Source organism: Rhodovulum viride (genome assembly GCF_003265965.1).
In the GTDB taxonomy this organism is placed as follows: domain Bacteria; phylum Pseudomonadota; class Alphaproteobacteria; order Rhodobacterales; family Rhodobacteraceae; genus Rhodovulum; species Rhodovulum kholense.
Map to the genome: position 1 here is coordinate 25467 of NZ_MUAV01000005.1, position 20061 is coordinate 45527.

19 protein-coding genes are annotated in these 20061 nt (G+C 67.3%); 4 read left to right on the plus strand and 15 right to left on the minus strand.

Features of this window, described 5'->3' with window-relative positions:
• Positions 1-7: 7 nt before the first annotated feature.
• Both BYZ73_RS05365 and BYZ73_RS05370 read right to left on the minus strand, forming a co-directional pair.
• Positions 8-925, minus strand: coding sequence for a Stf0 family sulfotransferase (locus BYZ73_RS05365; protein ID WP_112315189.1), 918 nt, complete (start codon positions 923-925; stop codon positions 8-10).
• Positions 922-3270 carry a glycosyltransferase family 2 protein gene (locus BYZ73_RS05370; RefSeq protein WP_181497967.1) on the minus strand — a complete coding sequence of 783 codons (2349 nt, stop codon included), beginning with the start codon at positions 3268-3270 and terminating at the stop codon, positions 922-924. Before BYZ73_RS05370 ends, BYZ73_RS05365 begins: the two co-directional genes overlap by 4 nt.
• 734 nt (positions 3271-4004) lie before the next feature.
• Between BYZ73_RS05370 and BYZ73_RS05375 the strand changes: the two genes are divergently transcribed.
• Positions 4005-5546: a glycosyltransferase gene (locus BYZ73_RS05375; RefSeq protein ID WP_181497968.1), complete on the plus strand. Its 1542-nt coding sequence runs from the start codon at positions 4005-4007 to the stop codon at positions 5544-5546.
• Here the strand turns inward: BYZ73_RS05375 and BYZ73_RS05380 are convergent.
• The 3 genes from BYZ73_RS05380 to BYZ73_RS05390 are packed head-to-tail and all read right to left on the minus strand — an operon-like array spanning position 5501 to position 8343.
• Complete coding sequence (locus BYZ73_RS05380; RefSeq protein ID WP_146746259.1) at positions 5501-6505, minus strand: glycosyltransferase family protein; 1005 nt, start codon at positions 6503-6505, stop codon at positions 5501-5503. The two genes, BYZ73_RS05375 and BYZ73_RS05380, sit on opposite strands and share 46 nt — an antisense overlap.
• Positions 6502-7161 carry an ABC transporter ATP-binding protein gene (locus tag BYZ73_RS05385; RefSeq protein ID WP_108025615.1) on the minus strand — a complete coding sequence of 220 codons (660 nt, stop codon included), beginning with the start codon at positions 7159-7161 and terminating at the stop codon, positions 6502-6504. Before BYZ73_RS05385 ends, BYZ73_RS05380 begins: the two co-directional genes overlap by 4 nt.
• A 3-nt stretch (positions 7162-7164) precedes the next feature.
• Positions 7165-8343 (minus strand): KpsE/RkpR family capsule polysaccharide export protein, encoded by a 1179-nt coding sequence (locus BYZ73_RS05390; RefSeq protein WP_108025617.1) that lies wholly within the window; start codon positions 8341-8343, stop codon positions 7165-7167.
• Positions 8344-8427: 84 nt separating this feature from the next.
• Between BYZ73_RS05390 and BYZ73_RS05395 the strand changes: the two genes are divergently transcribed.
• Complete coding sequence (locus tag BYZ73_RS05395) at positions 8428-9234, plus strand: ABC transporter permease (protein ID WP_108025618.1); 807 nt, start codon at positions 8428-8430, stop codon at positions 9232-9234.
• Between the two features lie 246 nt (positions 9235-9480).
• Entirely contained in the window at positions 9481-9615 is a 135-nt protein-coding gene (locus BYZ73_RS23980; RefSeq protein WP_281258214.1) for a hypothetical protein, read from the plus strand.
• A gap of 97 nt (positions 9616-9712) precedes the next feature.
• On the opposite strand, the gene infB is transcribed toward BYZ73_RS23980, so the two are convergent.
• From infB to pip, 6 genes are all read right to left on the minus strand, one after another.
• Positions 9713-12265 carry a translation initiation factor IF-2 gene (gene infB / locus BYZ73_RS05400; RefSeq protein WP_108025620.1) on the minus strand — a complete coding sequence of 851 codons (2553 nt, stop codon included), beginning with the start codon at positions 12263-12265 and terminating at the stop codon, positions 9713-9715.
• 7 nt (positions 12266-12272) lie between these two features.
• The gene (locus BYZ73_RS05405) at positions 12273-12893 is read right to left on the minus strand and encodes an RNA-binding protein (RefSeq protein ID WP_108025622.1); all 621 of its coding nucleotides are present in this window, start codon (positions 12891-12893) and stop codon (positions 12273-12275) included.
• Positions 12894-12915: 22 nt separating this feature from the next.
• Positions 12916-14532: a transcription termination factor NusA gene (gene nusA / locus BYZ73_RS05410; protein WP_108025624.1), complete on the minus strand. Its 1617-nt coding sequence runs from the start codon at positions 14530-14532 to the stop codon at positions 12916-12918.
• 3 nt (positions 14533-14535) lie between these two features.
• Complete coding sequence (rimP, locus tag BYZ73_RS05415; RefSeq protein WP_108025626.1) at positions 14536-15129, minus strand: ribosome maturation factor RimP; 594 nt, start codon at positions 15127-15129, stop codon at positions 14536-14538.
• Between the two features lie 160 nt (positions 15130-15289).
• Positions 15290-15919, minus strand: coding sequence for a class I SAM-dependent methyltransferase (locus tag BYZ73_RS05420; protein WP_112315193.1), 630 nt, complete (start codon positions 15917-15919; stop codon positions 15290-15292).
• Positions 15920-15922: 3 nt separating this feature from the next.
• Complete coding sequence (pip, locus tag BYZ73_RS05425; RefSeq protein WP_112315194.1) at positions 15923-16912, minus strand: prolyl aminopeptidase; 990 nt, start codon at positions 16910-16912, stop codon at positions 15923-15925.
• Positions 16913-16984: 72 nt separating this feature from the next.
• Between pip and ubiG the strand changes: the two genes are divergently transcribed.
• Positions 16985-17731: a bifunctional 2-polyprenyl-6-hydroxyphenol methylase/3-demethylubiquinol 3-O-methyltransferase UbiG gene (ubiG, locus tag BYZ73_RS05430; RefSeq protein ID WP_112315195.1), complete on the plus strand. Its 747-nt coding sequence runs from the start codon at positions 16985-16987 to the stop codon at positions 17729-17731.
• A gap of 25 nt (positions 17732-17756) precedes the next feature.
• On the opposite strand, the gene BYZ73_RS05435 is transcribed toward ubiG, so the two are convergent.
• Genes BYZ73_RS05435 through BYZ73_RS05450 form a run of 4 tightly spaced genes read right to left on the minus strand, consistent with a single transcriptional unit; the run spans position 17757 to position 20038 of the window.
• Positions 17757-18143, minus strand: coding sequence for a MarR family winged helix-turn-helix transcriptional regulator (locus tag BYZ73_RS05435; protein WP_237399701.1), 387 nt, complete (start codon positions 18141-18143; stop codon positions 17757-17759).
• 47 nt (positions 18144-18190) lie between these two features.
• Positions 18191-19021, minus strand: coding sequence for a carbon-nitrogen hydrolase family protein (locus tag BYZ73_RS05440; protein ID WP_112315196.1), 831 nt, complete (start codon positions 19019-19021; stop codon positions 18191-18193).
• A 4-nt stretch (positions 19022-19025) separates the two neighbouring features.
• Positions 19026-19283, minus strand: coding sequence for a glutaredoxin 3 (gene grxC, locus BYZ73_RS05445; protein ID WP_108025638.1), 258 nt, complete (start codon positions 19281-19283; stop codon positions 19026-19028).
• Between the two features lie 35 nt (positions 19284-19318).
• A complete protein-coding gene (locus BYZ73_RS05450; protein ID WP_112315197.1) occupies positions 19319-20038 on the minus strand; it encodes a double zinc ribbon domain-containing protein in 720 nt (239 codons plus the stop codon).
• Positions 20039-20061 lie beyond the last annotated feature (23 nt).

Here is a 20061-nt window from a genome sequence, read left to right on the forward strand (position 1 = left end):
TGGCTGTTCAGCCTTTGGGCAAGCCCTGGCCCGGGTCGTCCAGCCGGTCCAGCCACGACCGCCGCTCTGCCTCGACCTTGGCAAGGAAGCGACGATTTTCCCTGCGGAACCGCTCCGCATAGTCGAGGTTCTGTGCGGTCCCGATCTTTTCATGCCGGGACGATAGCGGTGCATCGTCAGGCAGGTCCGGATACCTGCACCAATTGGCCATCAGCTCGACCAGCTGACGCGGCGGGATCGTGGTGATCCGCTCGTAGGACAGCCTGAGGGGCGCGATCCGGTAGGCCCTGAGATAGTTCTCGGTGCGTTGCTCGGCAGCCAGAATGTGTCTCAACCAGTATTTTATCGTGCTGCGGTCATAGGCAAAGCCAGCCTCGGCCCTGCGCCGCGTCTCGGCATCGGAATCCGCCGCGTGACCCACCTGCGTCTGCACCATCTTGGCCAGCGACACCGCCTGGGCCACGATATCCTCTCGGATCAGCCAGACGCTCGCGGCGTCGGCGAAGGCTGCAAAGAACTGAGCGGGATCGTCAAAGACCGCATGCAGCTGGTGCGAGGTAATCTCGAAGCTGAGGCTGCCTTGTCGTACGGGAAACCGCCGCGCCATCTCTACATATTCGGTCAGAGTCCGGGCTCCGAAATGCCGCGCGATCTGCGGCATGAAATTCGGATTGAAAAGCTCGTGCCCCATCCCCAGGCACCCGGTCGCATCGAGCAGCGAGGCCAGCCAGCTCGAGCCCGACCGCGGTGTGAAATGGATCAGCAACGTGCGTTCCGCCTTCTCCCGGCGGGCACCCGCAATCCGGCGTTTGGCACTTTCCTCGTCATCCGGCGCAAAGATGTCCGACAGGGCCGGTTTCACAGTTATGGGCATGGGATCCGCGGGGGCGGGGTGGGTCGTCGTTCCGGTCCGGCCGATCGTCATGCAGTCAGTTCTTTCCTCTCTGCGGGCCTGTCGCTCGGCGGCGGCGCCAGAAGTCGCGCGGCAAGCTCTGTAGGGGCGATGTCGCGCGGCAGAAGATGTCCGTTCGGGGCGCCGCGCAGCGCATCGGCCTGCCCGCCGAAGTCAAAGGCAAAAACCGGCAGCCCGGTGGCAAGGCATTCGTGGGTCGCATAGGAAAAGGTCTCGGGACAGACCGACGGGATAAGCCAGCGCCCGACCCCATAGGCTTCTGCCAGATCCGAAATCTCCTCGCGCCGGTAGCGACCAATGACCCGTATGCCGCGATGGGCGTAGGCCTCGTCCATCTTTCCGATCACAACAATGTCCATCCGCACGCCCGGTGCCGCCGCGAGGTCGCGCAGCACGGCGGCCCCCTTCTCGAACCCGATGCTGCCAAGCACGCCCAAAACCGGGCGCGCGCGGGGCGCAGGCCGCACCGCGCGGGGCAGGAACGCGAGCCGGTGCGACTGAAGCGCAATTCGCGGGGCGAGGTCAGGCCAGGCGCGGGCGACCAGCGTTCGGGAAGACGGCGAGAACACCTCGATGGTCCCGGCCCGCGCAGCCAGCGCGTGCCAGCGGCCCCGCCAGTCGGAAATGCCGGGAGGCCACGTCTCACCTATGGCGGCAAGCCGGTCATAGCAGGCCTGGCACCGTTCGGCCCCCGGCAGGTCGCAGAACCGGTCGTCATGGCCCAGGAGGTTACGGGATGGGCACAGCGGAAAATAGTCGTGAAAAACCATCCGGAAGCCGTCCTCTGCACCCAGAGAAAGCGCGGCCGCCTCGGCCAGATCCAGCGGCGCGCGAGCACCGACAAGGCAGGAATAGATCAGGGTCTTGCGGCCCGCAGCGCCAAGATAGCCGCCCAGTTCGGCCAGCGGAAGGACGGCCTGGGTCTGACCCGCCGCACGATAAAGCTCGACCGCCACGGTTTCCGGTTCGGGGCCGTCCCGCAAAACCAGTGCCGAACCGCCCTCCTCCAGATCGCGGGCGATCCGGTCCTGCAGCCAGTGTTCGGCCCCCCCGCCCAGGCGATGACCCAGATAGACCGGCAGCGGCGCCTCGGTCCCCGCGCGGGCAAGGCCCAGCGCAAGCCTCGGACCGATCAAGGGGTCCGTGCGCACGAAATCCGCCACGGACGCATCATAGGCCGGATACCGGTCATTGATCAGCCGCGATGCCGCCGCGATACGTGCCGCCTTCTCGGGTCCGAAACTGCCGCCGCCGCGATGTTCGACAAAAAGATCGCCGATCAGAAGGTGGCGGGCCCCCCGTTCGCCCACCCGGCGGCACCAGTCGACCTCTTCGCCATAGCCGCGCCCGAAGGCCGTGTCGAACCGGGGCACCTCGTCCAGCCAGCGCCGGGACATCGCCATGCAGAACCCGACCCCGGTCGGGCTCTCGGCCCGGGCGGCCGCGGGGTTCAGCCGCTGGGCGATGGCATCCATGGCCTCGGCCTGGCCTTCGGCCAAGGGCTCGGGGCAGCAGATCACCGGCGCGGTCGCGATCTCGGCCTCGTTGCTCATCGGCGTGACCGAGGCGATCAGCGCATCGTCGAGGATCGGCCGCATCAGCCGGTCGATCCAGCCCGGCGGGACGAAGGCATCGCTGTTCAGCAGCACCACATGGCCACGGCTTTCCGCGAGGCCCCGGTTCACGCTGGCGATGAAACCGCCATTCTCGGCATTGCGCACCAGAAGGGTGCCGGGCCGGGCGTCCGCGAAGGCCTCCAGCATCGGCGCGATGGCCGGGTCGGTCGAGGCGTCGTCGATCACGATCACCCGATGCTCAGGCGGCGTGTTCCGCGCCAGACGCTCCAGACAGACGCGCAGATCGTCCGCGGCATTGAAGACCGGCAGAACGATATCGGCGGGCGGCGCAGGCTTGGGCGGCGCGGCCGCTGCGAAAAGCCCCGGCACGACCTCTGGCACGGCCTCTGAGGCCGGGCGGAGACGCAGCAAAAACGCCTCGATCGGGTCGCCCGCCTTGGCATCGCCCCGGAAGAGAAACGCGGCAAGGTTGCCGCCAAAAAGAAACGGGATACGGCAGAAATCGACAACGGTGCGCACCGTCGCCAATGGCGAGAACCGGGGCGCGGGCAGGCGGATCGCCAGAAGCGGCAGACCGGCGCCCTCCACCCAAAGCAGCCTGTGTCCTGTCAGCCGCAGGTCGAACGCCCGATCTTCCATATCGCTTTTGGCCAGGTCGACACGGGCGGTCTCGCTTCGGATCGTGACCGGCACCCTCGAGCGGCCGCGCACATGCAGCACGCCGTCGCGCAACGCCACCGTCTCGATCACGCCCTCGCCGTCCCCAAATGGACGGTTCACCATAAATTCCGTGCGCAACCGACAAAGATAGGCCGCGCGGAGGGTCCGCGACACAAGCGTCACCCGCCGACCTGCCCGCACCGTCTTGCCACCAGGCAAATGCAGCTTCGCGAAAGGCCGCGTTTCGCCCGCGACGCGCAGATGTGCCGCCCGGCGGCCGATGGCCGCGGCGGTTCCGCCGTCCAGACGGAACTCGAACGCGCAAGGCAAACCCGATGGCGCCGGACGGTCCGCCGTTGCGGTCATCAGCACCCGGCCGCCAGACACAAGCTCCAGGTCCAGCGGTTCGCCGCCGCCTGCCGTCCGCCACGCCCGGCCTGCGATCCGTTTGACCGTCACCGCGTCCATCGCGAAATCTATCGGATCGGCGGTCCCACCGACACGCCGTCTCAAGGAGATCACCGGCGGCCCTGCCGAGGAAAACGCAGCGCGGCCACGCACTCCAGATCAGATCGAGCCCGCAGCTCCATGCACGCGCCTTCCCGCATAAGATTAGCGACTTCTGCACGTTTCTATTGTTGCGAAATCGACCCTGTCAACCATGGGTCCGGCTTGGCGCGGGCCGGTCACGCGTTCTCCGTCGAACGCATGCGTCTGGCCTGCGGTTTCTGGCGGCACGCTGGCCAAGTCCATATCGCATAAGATAGATTGGCCGCATGGCTACCTCGCGAATGGCCGCCGCGCGGCGGGTATTGCTGCATCTTCTCTGGTCCAGACTGCAGGGCCGGCGAGGCATGCGCCGCATTCGGGTCGCGCCAACGGAAACGATCCGCATCGCAACCCAGGCTCGCGACGGGATCGTCAGCCTCGAGGCGCAAGCCACATGCCCGGCCCGCATCGGCACCGAGACCGCGACCCGGCGCGTCGAGCCCGGCGATGGCCCGGTACGGCTCGCCCTGCCCGGCCGGCGGCATCTGGTCTGGCAGGTCGACGGCGCGCCCGCAGTCACGATTTCGCTTTATCGTCCCGACCAACGTGTGCTCGGGGCGCTCTCGGCGGCCACGGCGCTGGCGTTGTTGCCCCTGCGCCATGCGGGCGACATCGCGGCCTATTTCCTGCGCGGCGACAGCGGAGCCGGAACCCGGCTGGAACGCGCGCTGATCCCCGGAGCCGAGGCCGCGTTGCAGAACACCCCCGCCGCCGGGTCCGAAACGCCGCTGGCGGCGCGCCTTGCCGGGCTGGGAAGTGCCAAGCCGGTGCCGGTTTTCCTGGGGCACCGGTTGGGCGGCGGGGCCGAATTGTGGCTGGCCGACCGCATCGCGGCCGAGCGGGCGCAAGGCAACGTAGCTCTGGTGCTGCGCGACGACCCCGCCGGGGTACTGGCCGAGCTTCACGACAGCGGCCCGCCGGTGCATCAGCGCCTGTCGCGGGCCGGGGCCGCGGATCTGCTGTCACGGCCCGCCCGCATCCGGCTGATCTATTCCAACCTGGTGGGCGCGGCCGACCCGCTTGGGCTGCTGAACGACATGCTTGACCGACTGCGGCCGCAGGACCGTTTCGAGCTGATCTTCCACGACTTTCTGCCGCTCTGCCCGTCCCATACGCTGATCGGGTCGGCGGGCCGTTTCTGCGGCCTGCCGGACCCCGTTTCCTGTCAGTCCTGTTACCGGAAACTGGCGGTGACCTCGGGCGCACGGCCGCCCCGGATCGAAACCTGGCGACAGGCCTGGCACCGCGCGGCAACCCGCGCCGACGAGATCGTCGTCTTTTCCGCCGACAGCGCACGGCGCGTGGCGCGGGTCTGGCCCGATCTCGCCCCGCATCTGGTGCTGCGCCCTCACCATGTCGGTCACCTGCCGCCGCGACTGGCACCGCCCTCGGGCCCTGCGCGGCTGGGGGTTCTTGGGCGGATCGGGTATGCCAAGGGGGCCGCTGTGCTGAAGGCGCTGGCCGCACTGCCGGACAGGGGATTTGAGATCGTTGTTCTGGGCGAGATCGACCCCGCCTTCGCCCATCCCGGGATGACCGTTCACGGGCGCTACCGCCGGGACGAGATCGCGACCCTGGCCGCGTCCCACACCATCGGCGCCTGGTTCGTGCCTGCCATCTGGCCCGAAACCTTTTCCTATACGGTGCATGAATGCCTGGCGACGGGGCTGCCTGTGCTGGCTTTCGACATCGGCGCCCAGGGCGAAACCGCCGCCGCGCGCCCGAACGGACAGGTGCTGCCGCTGGACGCCAGCCCCCGGGATCTGGCCGACCGGCTGGCCGCCGCCCTTGCCGGGGCCGCTCAGTCTTCGGCCGCGTCCAGCAATGAGGCCCAGAGCCTCCGCTGATGCCCCTCGGCATCGGCGGCGATCAGCGCCTCGCGGTTCTTGGCGGCCATCGCGCGGGCCGAGGCGGGGTCGTCGATCAGCCGGTCGATGGCCGCGATCCAAGCCGCAGGATCGGCGCCCAGCGCCAGACAGCGGCCGCACATCGCACCGCGCGCCGCTTCGTGCCAGCTGTCGGACCCGATCACCGCCGCGCCCGCCATCGCGTATTCGCCAAGCTTGCTGGCCGAGCGCGCGGCATTGAACCGTCGCGACGCCAGATGCGGCACCAGCCCCAGATCCAGCCGCGCCTGCCGAAGCCAACCCAGATAGGCCGCCCAGTCGAGCGCGGGCAGCACGTCTACCGCCGGATGGCGGGCGACGGCGCGCGGCAGGTCGAGATTGCCCGAAACCGTCAGCGCGAGCCCAGGCCTGCGATCCAGCACCCGCAGAAGCGGCGCCCAAAGCGGCGCCGCGTCGCGGGCATGGCTTCGCCCCATCAGCAGCCCGATCCGCCGGATCGGCGCCACGGGGTCCGGCACCGGCATCTGGGCAACGGGCCAGGCGGGCGCGATCTCTTCCACCCGGGCACCGGGCCGGCGCGCGCGCAGCGTCGCGGCCAGTGCGGAGCTTGTGGCCAGGATCGCGGCGGCCGCGGGTTCGAACCGGCGCGCCTCGGGCCATTCCAGCAGCGCCAGCTTGGCCCGATAGATCGGCGGCAGCGCCCGGTCGGCGATCCCGGCACGGATGTCGTCGTCGATCACATAGACCAGCCGTCGATGCGGCGGCAGCGTCCGCATCCCGGCCGCATGGCGGATCACGATCAGCGTCTCGCCGGCCGCGAAGACGGTCGGGGAAAGCTGGCGAAGCGCGCCACGGGCGAGGCGGTCGCGGCAGGCAAAGCCGAGATAAAGATCGGCGGTCGGCGAAAATCGTCCGGCCAGAAAGGCGGGCGGCGCAACGCCCAACGGCCTGAGGCTCATGCCCTCAGCGTCTCGCGATAGGCTGCAAGCCCGTCTTCGAGATCGTCGAAGAACCAGGCGTGCCCGTCCTGAAGAAACAGCGCGGCATTGCAGTATTTCCGGAGCGTATCATCGGAATGCGAGACCATGATGATCTGCACCCGGTCCAGCCGTGCGGCAAAGGCGGCCTCGGCCTTGCGGCGGAACGCGACGTCGCCGACGGCGGTGATTTCATCGACCAGGTAGCAGTCGAAATTCGTGGCAAGGCTCACCCCCAGCGCCAGCCGGGCCTTCATCCCGGAAGAATAGGTTTCGAACGGTGCGTCGAAATAGGGGCCAAGCTCGCAGAATTCGGAGACTTCCTCGACCAGCGCATCGGAATCGGCGCCATAGATCCGGGCCACGAAGCGGGCGTTCTGCCGCCCGGTCAGCGCCGAATGGAAGCCGCCCGAAAAGCCCATCGGCCAGCTGACCCGGCCGATCCGCCGGATCTCGCCCCGGTCGGGCCGGTGGGTGCCCGCGATCATCCGCAGGAAGGTCGACTTGCCGGCCCCGTTGCGCCCGATGATCGCGACCCGGTACTGGCGCGGAAGATCGAGGGTAAGCCCCCGCAGGATATGGCGCCGCCCCCCGCCCGGCAGGCGGAAGGACTTTTCGACGCCCCGGAATTCCAGCATCGCTCAGCCCCGGTCGCGGACGTTGTAATAGATCAGCAGACCCGTGAAATAGACCGCCAGCGAGCAGATCAGGACCAGCAGGATCAGCAGGCCCCGCTGCGGATAAAGACTGTCCTCGGCCAGGGTCGGCGGGATGTGCACGGCCAGATAGCGGCTGATGCGGCGCGCTTCGGCGCGGGCCTGTTCCGAGGCGGCCAGCGCGGCGGTGTAGGCGCGCTGGGCAAATTCCAGATCGACCAGCAATTCCTCGTAGGACCCGATAGCATCGACCAGAGAGGACGGCCCCGAGGTCGGCTTGCCGATCCGGCGACGTTCCTGGTCGATCTGGCTGCGCACCGCCTCGATGCGCCGGTCGATCCTCTTGACCCGCTGGTCCTCTTCGCCCGCGAAGCTGGTGATTGTCTCGCGTTCCACAAGCGCGCTGGCCAGTTCCCCTTCCAGCGCCGCGATCACGCCCATCTGCGATTCCGCCGCCTCGGTCGGGTCGATGATGTCGTTTTCCAGCCGGAACACCCGGACCTTGCGGCGCACGTCGCGCAAAAGGACCTCGGCCTCGCCCAGATCCTCCAGCGCGAAACGGATCGCATCCTGGCGCGCGATCCGGCTGAGATCGTCGACCATGCGTCCGCTCTGGTTCAGGATCGACTGCGCGATCGCCTCTGCGTCTTCGGGGGTGAAGGCCCGGACCTGAAGCGTCAGGACCCCCGTCAGCGGATCGACCGCGACCTTCACCATGCGCTGCCAGTAGTCCAGCATGTCTTCGCGCGAGGCGTCGCCCTCAAGCGAAAAGACAAAATCCGAGGGATGCTTGCCGAACAGGGCCTTGAGGTCGAGATCGGCGTCGACCTGCTGCATCAGCGGCTGCGAGCGGATGAAATCGTACAGGATCTGCGAGTCGGACCCGGAGGATGACCCGACCTGGGTAAAGACGCTGAGCGCCTCGAGCGGGTTCGAGTATTCCTCCGAACGGACCGAGAATGCGGCCTCGGAATGATACTGATCAGCCGCGACCAGCCAGAGATAGAGTGCCGCGATCAGGGTCGGCAACACCACGACCACGGCAAAGCCGAAGCGCATCACCCGGTGGCGCAAGCGTGCGCGATTCGTATCGGTCTCGGAGACCTCATGGGTGACGGAGTGGCCACCCTGGATTTTCGGCACGACTTGCACGACGGCTTCCATCTGTCGGAGATTTTCGTGCAATGGTAAGCATATCTGCCCCGCGCGCAATGCCGTAGGTTGAGTCGTCGCCACTCAGGACATCACATGAAATTTCAGCGTCCCGCCGCCAAACCGTCCCGAACCAATCCGTTGCAGGGGGCGCTGCGCGTCTTTGGAGCACTGGTGATCCGCGAAATGATCACCCGCTATGGCCGGTCTCCAGGCGGATATGTCTGGGCCGTTCTGGAGCCGGCAGGGATGATCGCGATTTTGGCGCTGGCCTTCTCGCAGTTCATCCACACCCCGCCGCTGGGCGAAAGCTTCATCCTGTTCTATGCGACGGGCTACATCCCCTTCCACGCCTATTCCGAAATCGCGGCGGTGGTCAGCACCTCCATCGCGGTGAACCGGCAACTGATGCATTTCCCGATGGTCACGCCGCTCGACGCGGTTCTGGCGCGCTTCTTCCTGTCCTTCCTGACAGTGATCGTGGTCAGCTTTCTCGTGTTCACGACGCTTCTGGTCGTGACCGACGACCCGGTGCGGCTGTCACTGGGGCCGCTTTTCGTGGCGCTCGGGGCGGCGGCCTTTCTGGGGCTGGGGGTCGGGACCCTGAACGCGGTGCTCTTTTCCTTCTTCCCGCTCTGGCAGCGGGTCTGGGGCATCATCAACCGCCCGCTTTTCATTCTGTCGGCCATCTTCTTCACCTTCGAGAGCCTGCCGCGTCAGGCCCGCGAGGTCCTGTGGTGGAACCCGATCATCCATCTGGTCGGAGAGGCCCGCCGCGCCTTCTATCCGATCTATCGCGGCGACTACATAATGCTGGCCTATCCGCTGGGAATCGCCGGGTTCTGTCTTCTGGTCGGGGGCTTCCTGCTGCTGCGCAACCGAAGCGCGATCATCGAGGTCTGACACCCCAGCTCGCCCGAGTCGCGCCTGTCGAGGCAGTTGGCCCCGGAGCCCGAATCGATGCGGTCAAACGGTTTGCCGGGCGGAGGGGCCCTGCACCCCGGGCGACACTATCCGCCCGAGCGCACCAGCCCTCGCGCCGCATGACCCCACGTCTGGGCGGAAACCGGCGCATACTCATCAAATTTCTGTTTATTGGTTAATAAAATCGCGCAAAGCTTCGAATTGTTGCTGATCGAGGATAGCGCAATGATACGAACCATCCGCTTGGGAAGCTGCGTTTCGGTGCAGGGCGCCTTCGTGCTCTGCCGGGCGAATGGGCGGATCGTGGTCCGCGTCGGAACCCGCCTGTTCGAAGGCTTGCCGATCGAGGCGGCGGCGTAAGCGACCCCATTCCCCCACCCCACTCACCAGAACGAAAAGGGGCGCTCGCAGCGCCCCTTCCATTTCCAGTGTCGACATCTGATCCGATCAGGCCCGATCAGGACAGCGTGCGCACGACTTCCTGGCGTTCGAAGATCTCGATGACATCGCCTGCGCGAACGTCGTCGTAATTCTCGAAGGCCATGCCGCATTCCTGGCCCGACTGGACCTCGGCGACTTCGTCCTTGAAGCGTTTCAGCGTCTTCAGCGTGCCTTCGTGGATCACCACGTCGTCGCGCAGCAGGCGCACCCCGGCCGACCGGCGGGCAACGCCCTCGGTGACCAGACAGCCCGCGACCTTGCCGACGCCCGAGACCTTGAAGACCTCCTTGATCTGCGCGTAGCCGATGAAGTTCTCGCGGATCTCGTTCGACAACAGGCCCGAGGCCGCCGCTTTCACGTCGTCCACCAGATCGTAGATCACGCTGTAATAGCGCAGCTCCACGCCCTTCTGGTTCGCGGCGTTCCGCGCCGGCGCGTTGGCCCGGACGTTGAAGCCGATGATCGGCGCGCCCGAGGCTTCGGCCAGACCCACATCGGTTTCGGTGATCGCACCGACACCGGCATGCAGCACGCGCACGCGCACCTCGTCGTTGCCGATCTTTTCCATCGCCTGGACGATGGCCTCGGCAGAGCCCTGCACGTCGGCCTTCACCAGGATCGGCAGTTCGGCCACGTTGGCGTCTTCCTTGGCCTTGGCCAGAAGCTGGTCGAGCGTGGTCGCGGCCCCCGCAGCGGCGCGCTTGTCCTTGGCGGCCTGCTGACGGTATTCGGCAATCTCGCGGGCCTGGGCCTCGGTCTCGACCACGTTCAGCACGTCGCCCGCTTCGGGCGTGCCGTTCAGGCCCAGCACCTCGACCGGAACCGACGGACCGGCGGATTTCACGCGCTCGCCCTTGTCGTTGACCAGCGCGCGGACCTTGCCCCACTGTTCGCCGGCAACGAAGATGTCGCCCTGCTTCAGCGTGCCGTTCTGCACCAGAACGGTCGCAACCGGGCCGCGGCCCACGTCAAGCTGCGCCTCGATCACCGCGCCCATGGCCTGGCGTTCGGGGTTGGCCTTCAGCTCGAGAATCTCGGCCTGCAGCGCGATGGCCTCAAGCAGCTCGTCGAGCCCCTTGCCGGTCAGCGCCGAAACCTCGACATCCTGCACATCGCCCGACATCTCTTCGACGACGACCTCATGCTGCAGAAGGTCGGTCCGGACCTTTTGCGGGTTGGCCGAAGGCTTGTCGCATTTGTTGATCGCCACGATCATCGGCACACCGGCGGCCTTGGCGTGGTTGATCGCCTCGACCGTCTGCGGCATCACCGCGTCGTCGGCCGCGACCACCAGAACCACGATATCCGTGACCTGCGCGCCACGTGCCCGCATCGAGGTGAAGGCCGCGTGGCCGGGCGTGTCGAGGAAGCTCAGCACCGCTCCGCTATCGGTGGTCACCTGATAGGCGCCGATATGCTGGGTGATGCCGCCAGCCTCGCCCGCGACCACCTTGGCATCGCGGATTGCGTCCAGAAGCGAGGTCTTGCCGTGGTCGACATGGCCCATGATGGTGATGACCGGCGGGCGCGGCTGAAGGTCTTCGGCCTTGTCCTCGACGGTGTCGATCACCTGTTCCACGTCGGCATCCGAAACGCGGACGACCTTGTGGCCGAATTCCTCGACGATCAGTTCCGCGGTATCCGCGTCGATCGACTGGTTCTGGGTGACCATCATGCCCATCTGCATGAGCGACTTGACCACGTCGGCGGCACGTTCCGCCATCCGGTTGGCCAGTTCCTGCACCACGATGGTTTCCGGCACCTGCACGTCGCGCACGACCTTCTCGTGCTTGTCGGCACCGCCCATCGCCTTCTGGCGCATGCGCTCCTGCTTGCGTTTCATCGCGGCGAGCGAGCGTTGACGTCCGCCCTCGCCGCCGGTCAGCGCCTGGCTGACAGTCAGCTTGCCAGAGCGGCGGTCGCCCTTGGCGGCCGTGGTCTTGCCGCGACCCGGACGGTCGTCGGCGCCTTCGCGCTCGCGGTCGACCTTGCGGGGCGACGCGGTCTTGGCGGCCGCGCGCTGCGCATCGCCATCGGCAGCGGGCGCGGCAGCACCGGCCGCAGCGGGCTTGGCCGACGCAGCCGGTGCTGCGGCCGCGCGTTCGGCGGCCGCCGCCTTGACCTTGGCGGCTTCCTCTTCCTCGCGCTTCCGGCGCTCTTCCTCTTCGACCTTGCGGCGCGCGGCCTCTTCGATCTCGCGCTGTTCGCGCTCCTTCGCCTCGGCCTCCTCGCGGCGGCGCTGGCGCTCTTCCTCGCGCTGACGCTCGTCTTCCGCGCGTTGGCGGGCCTCGTCAGCCTCGCGCGCCTTGGCAGCCTGAAGCGCCTTCAGCCGACGCTCCATCTCGGCGTCGGAAATCCCGGCCGGGCGCCTGGACGGATCGCCTCCGGCATGTCCGCCCCCGGCCCCGCCGCCAGACTTGGCGGCTCCCGGCTTGGGCACGACGACGCGCTTGCGCTTGGTCTCGACGACCACGTTCTTGGTGCGGCCATGCGAGAAGCTCTGCTTCACCTGGCCGGACCGCGAACTCCCGCGCAAACCCAATGTCTTCTTGCCGTCAGTATCGTCCATAAGGTCTTCAACCCTTTCCGGGGGTCCCTCCCCCGTCTTTCTTGCGTACGCCCGAAAGCTTGGCGGCATCCTCTACTACACGTTCCGTGAGTCCGCCAGCCGCAAGCGCGCCATGTATCACATGTTCCCGACCGAAAGCCAAACCCAATTCCCGGGCCGTCAGACAGCCAATGAATCCACCCTCATCGCGGGGCGGGCGAAGCTTGGTCTTGCCCCGCTCCGACCCGTCGCTGGCCTGGATCAGGACAATTGCCTGCCCACTGTCCAGCCAGCCTTTCGCCTTCTCGAACCCCGCCACCGCAAGCCCGGCCTTGCGGGCCAGCGACAGGCTGTCGACCACCCGGCGCAGCAATCCCGCCTCGACCTGCTCCAGCAGATCCCCGGGCACCGCCACCTGCCGTTTCGCCGCACGCGAGAACAGGCGCTTCTTCGCCGCCTTTTCCAATGCGTCACGGTCGGCCGCGACCCACATGCCGCGGCCCGGAAGCTTGCCCAGCAAATCGGGCACCGCCTCGTCTTCGGGGCCGACCACGAACCGGATCAGCCCGGCCTTCGGCGCCACCTCGCCCGTGGCGATGCACCGCCGCTCCGGCTCGTCGGCCGATCTGCCTGCACCGCCTCGGGCCATGTCCGGTCTCCGGGGCCGGGCCTCAGGCCTCGGCCTCCTCCTCGCCGGCGTCCTCTTCGGGGTCGGCGTCCGGCTCCAGCTCAGACGGATCGACCCAGCCAAGCTGGACGCGCGCCGTCATCACCAGGGTCTGGGCTTCTTCCAGAGAGACGTCGAATTTTTCGAGGATCCCCTCGTCCTTGACCCGCTCGCCATTGACCGAGGTCCAGCCACCGGCAAGTTCCCAGTCGGCGCAGGTCGCGAAATCCTCAAGCGTCTTGACGCCGTCGAGAGCCAAGGCCTCGATCATCTGGGGTGTCAGGCCCTCAAAGTCAACCAGGCTGTCCTCGACACCCAGTTCGCGGGCATGTTCCAGCGCCTTGCGGTTCATCTCTTCCAGATGGTCGCGGGCCCGGGCCTGAAGCTCGCCCGCGGTATCCTCGTCGACGCCGTCGATCACCAGAAGCTCGTCGAGATCGACATAGGCGACCTCTTCGAGATTGGTGAAGCCTTCGGACACCAGCAGCTGGGCAAAGAACTCGTCCAGATCCAGCGTGTCCATGAACAGCCGGGTGCGTTCCTCGAACTCGGCCTGACGGCGCTGGCTTTCCTCGGCCTCGGTCATGATGTCGATGTCGAGCCCGGTCAGCTGGCTGGCCAGACGCACGTTCTGGCCGCGACGCCCGATGGCGAGGCTCAGCTGTTCGTCGGGCACCACCACCTCGATCTTGCCGGCCTCTTCGTCGATCACGACTTTCGAGACCTCGGCCGGCTGCAGCGCGTTCACGAGGAACGTCGCCTGATCTTCATTCCACGGAATGATGTCGATTTTCTCACCCTGGAGTTCGTTCACCACCGCCTGAACGCGGCTGCCGCGCATCCCGACACAGGCGCCCACGGGGTCGATCGAGTTGTCATAAGAGATGACGGCGATCTTGGCGCGCGAGCCCGGGTCGCGGGCCACGGCCTTGATCTCGATGATGCCGTCGTAGATTTCCGGCACTTCCATCTTGAACAGCTCGGCCATGAATTCCGGCGCGGTGCGGCTGAGGAAGACCTGCGGGCCGCGGGTCTCGCGGCGCACGTCCTTGATGTAGCAGCGGATGCGGTCGTTCGGGCGATAGCTTTCGCGGCCGATCTTCTCGTTGCGGCGCAGGATGCCCTCGCCCCGGCCGATATCGACGATGACGTTGCCGTATTCCTCGCGCTTGACCTGACCGTTGATGATGGTGCCCGCGCGGTCCTTGAATTCGTCGTATTGACGGTCGCGCTCGGCCTCGCGGACCTTCTGCAGGATGACCTGCTTGGCGCTTTGCGCGGCGATCCGGCCCAGCTCGACCGGCGGTACCTCGTCAACGACCGTATCGCCGATCTGCGGATCGGCCAGATACTGCTTGGCCTGCTTGACGGTCAGCTCGGCCTGATAGTTTTCCAGCGCCTCGTCCTCGACCACGGTGCGGACCCGGGTGAAGGTGGCGCGGCCGGTCTTGCGGTCGATCGACACGCGAATGTCCATTTCCGAGCCGTAGCGCGACTTGGCGGCCCGGGCGAGCGACTCTTCCATCGCCTGCACGACCAGATCGGGGTCGATCATCTTCTCGCGCGCCACCGCCTCGGCGGTCTGCAACAGTTCGAGCTGGTTGGCAGAGGTAATCGCCATGTCTCAGTCCTCCTGCGGGACGGACCCGTCGTCCGTCTCGATCTCGTCAAAGTCGCTCTCGTCGATGAGGCCCGCATCCTTGCGCGCCTTCAGCATCTCGCGGATCAGTTCGTCGGTCAGCACCAGCTTGGCATCCGACAGCCAGCCATATTGCAGTCCGATGATCACCGGCTCGCCTTCGGGGCCGTCGATCTCGATCAGCACCTCGCCGTCCTCGACGCCCTGCAGCATGCCCTTGAAGCGGCGGCGGCCGTCGATCATTTCGGCGGTCTCCAGCTTGGCTTCGTAGCCGTCCCAGGTCTCGAAGTCCTTGAGCCGGGTCAAGGGTCGGTCGATGCCCGGCGAGGACACCTCCAGCGTATAGGCTTCCTCGATCGGGTCCTCGACATCGAGCACGGCCGAAATCGCGGTCGAGATCTTGGCGCAATCGTCGACCTCGATCCCGCCATCTGGCCGCTCGGCCATCACCTGCAGGGTCTTGGTCTTGCCGCCCATCAGGCGGACGCGCACCAGCTCGAAGCCCATCCCCTCGATCACCGGGGTCAGGATCTCGGCCAGGCGCCGGTCGATGGCAGTCTTGGCAATGAGGTCGGACATGGGGCAGCGTTCCAGAAACAAAAAAGCGGGCCAACGGCCCGCACAAACTCATCCGGAGGAGGTTCGGGTTTGGACGCCGAACCGCCGTTGTTGAATGGCGATATACGCCTGCGGCACCGGAAAGGCAAGAGACTGTCGCGTGCCCATTGAGGTGAACGCGTCAGGCGGGCTTGCGCGCGATCAGGAACAGCACCGGCGCGCGGCCCCCTTCGGGGCGCCAGTCCTCGACGATCTCGAACCCCGCCGCCGCGATCTCGGCCCGCAGCCCGTCGGCGGTCAGCAGGTTGAAAAGCGGCAAGAGCCCCAGCGCATGGCCCGCTTTCGCCACCCAGCGGAAGAGTCGCGGCGCCCCCGCCGCGCAGGCGGTCGAGGACACGAACACCCCACCGGGTTTCAGCATTCGGCGCACGCGGGCCAGCGCGCCCGACCGATCCGGCAGCAGATGCAACACGTTATGGGCCATCACCATGTCGTAGGCGCCGGGGCTGTCGGGCATGTCGGCCAGATCGCCGACCCGGAACTCGACATTGCCGATACCGGCTTCGGCCGCCTTCTGCCGTGCGATCCCGATCATCGCGGGGGCGCAGTCGATGGCGGTGACATGGCCCGCATGGGGGGCGTGCTTCAACGCCGTCGTGCCGGTGCCGCAGCCGAATTCGAAGACCTGCGCCTCGGGGCCAAGGAAGGCCCGCGTCATCGCCAGCTTGCGTTCATAGGCATCGGGGTCGCGGACCTGCATCCGGGCATAGCGGGGCGCCAGACGATCCCAGAAACGGGCATTCACATGCATGCGCTACAGCCCCAGAAGCCCGGCCTGCCGCTGGACGCCGCGCATCGTGCGCACCAGTTCGGCACTGATTCCCGGCTCGGACAGGGCGTGCCCGGCCATCGGCACCATCTTGAGATCGGCCCGGCTCCAGCGTTCGGCCAGCCGGAAGGCCGAGGTGGGCGGGCAGACCATGTCATAGCGGCCCTGCACGATGGTCGCCGGGATATGCGAAATCAGCGGCACGTCGTCCAGCAACTGCCCGTCGCGGTCGAGAAAGCCGCGATTCATGAAATAGTGGTTCTCGAGACGCGCGAAAGCGCGGGCGTAGTCGGCGGGCGCCTCGCCGGCGGGGCCCTCGTGCTCGATCGAGGCCAGCGCGTTTTCCCAGGCGGCCCAGGCCCGCGCATGCCGGGTTTCCATCATCATGTCGCCGGAAAAGAGGCGACGGTGATAGGCGGCAATCATGTCGGACCGCTCATCGGCCGGGATAAGGTCGGAAAACCGCGCCCAGAGATCGGGCCAGAACTGCCCGGCGCCGCCGCCATAGAACCAGTCAAGCTCGGCCCGAGTCATCAGGAAGACGCCGCGCAGGGCCATATACGCGACCTGTGCGGGATGGGTCTGGGCATAAGCCAGCGCCAGCGTCGCGCCCCAGCTGCCGCCAAACAGCACCCAGCGGTCGATCCCCAGCTCGGCGCGGATCTTCTCGATATCCGCGATCAGATGCCAGGTGGTGTTCGAGGTCACGCTGGCATGGGGCCGAGACCGTCCGCAGCCGCGCTGATCGAACAGGACGATCCGGAATTCGGCGGGATCGAAATAGCGCCGCATCGCCGGGCTGCAGCCACCGCCGGGTCCGCCATGCAGCACGATCACGGGAATGCCCCTCGGGTGCCCGCATTGTTCCACATAGATCCGGTGCCCTTCGCCAACCTCCAGCATCCGCTGATCGAACGGGTCGATCGGCGGGTAAAGATGCTGCGATGCGCGCTTTTGGCCTGCGGATTTGTCCATGACCCGTCTATATAACCCCGGGAACCGACCCCCCAAGGGGGGTGCAGACAGAAGACAGGAACGGAGCCCGCGATGCAAGCTGCAGAGACAACCGTCGACCCTTCAGAAGTCGCGAAATTCGAGGCCATGGCCGCCGAATGGTGGGACCCGGCCGGAAAATTCAAGCCGCTGCACATGTTGAACCCCTGCCGGCTGGACTACATCACGCGCCAGATCGCCGCGGAATTCGACCGCGATCTGAGCCTTGAGGCGCCGTTCAAGGGGCTTCGGCTGCTCGATATCGGCTGCGGCGGCGGGCTTCTATCCGAACCGATGGCGCGTCTCGGCGCAGAGGTCGTGGGTGCCGATGCCGCCGAACGCAACATCCCGGTCGCGCGGATTCATGCCGAACAGTCGGGGCTGACCATCGATTACCGCCACACCACCGCCGAGGCGCTGGCCGCCGCGGGCGAACGCTTCGACGTGGTGCTGAACATGGAAGTGGTGGAACATGTGGCCGATCCGCTGGCCTATCTGACCGCCTGCCGCGAGCTTCTGAAACCGGGCGGGTTGCATCTGTGTTCGACCATCAACCGCAACCCCAAGGCCTTCGTGATGACCATCCTGGGCGCCGAATACGTGATGCGCTGGCTGCCGAAAGGCACCCACGAATACCAGAAGTTCATCACCCCGGACGAGCTGTGCGGGCTGCTGGAACAGGCCGGGCTGAAGGTGCTGGACCGCAGCGGCTTCGTCTTCAACCCGCTGACCTGGGACTGGTCGATTTCAAGCCGCGACCTGTCGGTGAACTACGTCACCGCCGCACGCAAACCGGCCTGATGCCCTGCGGGGCGGCCGGGCCGCCCTAGCCTTCCAGCTTCTGGCGAAGCATCCTCAGGACCGGCAGCGCCGCCTTCAGCCGATCCTCGCCGATATCGGCCACCGCCTCGGCCAGTACCGGCGCCACCGCCTGGATCGCGGCCTCGCGCGCCGACCGGCCGGACGGGCTGATCGACACCATCTTGCGCCGCGCATCGTCCCAGTCGGGCCGGATATGCACATGCCCGGCCCATTCCAGCCGGGTCAGCGTGTTGGTCATCGCCCCACGGGTGACGTGAAACGCGGCCGCCAGCTGCGCCGGGCTGCGTTCCTCATTCAGCCGCGCCAAATGGTTCAGCACCGAAAAATGGCTGATTTCCATGCCCTTGGGCAAGGCCTTCGAGATCCGGTTCCGGGCCAGCTGATCTGCCATGAAGATCTCGCTGAACAGCGTCACGACCAGGCTCTCGCTGATCTCGCTCACGGCGCCTCGAAGTCCCGGTCGTGGAAGATCGAGGGCACTCGCGCCCGGGCCCGGGCGACCTCCTCGCGGTCGAGATCGACATAGACGATGCCCGGCGCCTCGCCGCCATCGGCCAGCACCTCGCCCCAGGGCGACACCGCCAGGCTGTGCCCGTGGGTGCGCCGGGGCCGCCCCTCGGCCGCCGGATGCACCCCGCATTGCGCGGGCGCCAGCACGTAACAGCCATTCTCGATGGCCCGGGCGCGCAACAGCGGCTCCCAATGGGCGGCGCCGGTCACCGGCGAAAAGGCGGCGGGCACGGTCAGGATCTCGGCCCCGGCATGGGCCAGCGCGCGGAAGAGATGCGGAAAGCGCAGGTCGTAGCAGATCGCCAGACCCATCGTGCCGAAGGGCGTCGGCGCCACCACCGCGCGCGTCCCGGGCCGGTAGCCGCCGGATTCGCGGAAGGTTTCGGTCTCGCTGATCTCGACATCGAACATGTGGATCTTGTCGTAGCGCGCCGCGATGGCGCCGCCCGGCCCGATCAGGAAGGACCGGTTGGCAAAGCGGCCGTCAGGGTCCGACGTCTTCAGCCCGAGCGACCCGATCAGCAGCCAGATCCCAAGCGACGCGGCCTCTTGCCGCAGCGCCGCCAGCGTCGGGTCGTCTGCCTCTTCTTTCAGCACCTCGTTCTGCCGGGCCCGGCTGGGCGACAGGCAGTTGGTCACTTCGGGGGTCAGGATCAGATCGGCGCCGCCCGCGACCGCCTCGCGCATCAGCTCGCGCACCAGACCGATATTCTCGTCCGGCAGGTCCGAGGAGGTCAGCTGGATCAGTGCCGCGCGCATCGGCCTATCCTGCCAGAAGCGGGTCGAGCTTGCCCGCCCGGTCGAGCTCGTAAAGATCGTCGCAGCCGCCGACATGGGTCGCGCCGACGAAGATCTGCGGCACGGTATAGCCGCCATTGGCGCGTTCCATCATCTCCTGGCGGAGGCCCGGATCGGCGGTCACGTCGATCTCGGCGTAGGACACGCCCTTGCTGTCCAGCAGCCGCTTGGCGGCATGGCAGTACCCGCAGCTGGACGTCGTGTAGATTTCAACCGGTTGCATCGCGGCTCCTGACGTTTTGCCGAGACTATAGGTCTTTACTCGGCTTTCGCAACGCGGGCCAGGACCAGCACCCGGACCTCGGCCGCCCCGGCGGCCAGACAGGCCCCGGCCGCAGCGCCGAGCGTCGCGCCCGATGTCATCACATCGTCGATCAACAAAACCGTTCGGCCCGGAACCCGTCCGCGATGCCGCGGCTCGACCGCCATCGCCCCGGCCTGGTTCGCGGCGCGGGCCTCGGCACTCATGCCTTCCTGCGGGCGGGTGGCGCGGATGCGGACCAGCAGATCGGGGCAATGCTCGGCCCCCGCCCCCTCGGCCACGCCGCGCGACAGCAGCGCCGACTGGTTGTAGCGCCGCTGCAGAAGCCGCCAGCGATGCAGCGGCACCGGCGCGACCAGCATCCCCGGACCGAGGATCGGCCGCCCGGCGCGCAGCATCCAACCCGCCGCGGCCCGGGTCAGGTCGGTCCGGTCGCCATGCTTGAAGGCCAGCACCAGACCGCGTGCGCGCCCCCGATACAGCAGTGCCGCCCGCCCCCGGCTCCAGGGCCGGGGCGCAGCGAGACAGTCGTCGCACCAGACCGGATCGCCCGCATCCTCGCCGGGCAAGGGCACCCCGCAGGCATCGCAGAGCAGACCGGTCACGAAGTCCAGCTCGCCCCAGCAGCGGGCACAAAGCGCGTGATCGCTTTCGACCGGCTCGCCGCAGGCGACGCAGCGGGGCGGGTAGATGAGTCGCAGGGCGCTTTGCAACATCGGCCTCGTCCCCTACATAGCGC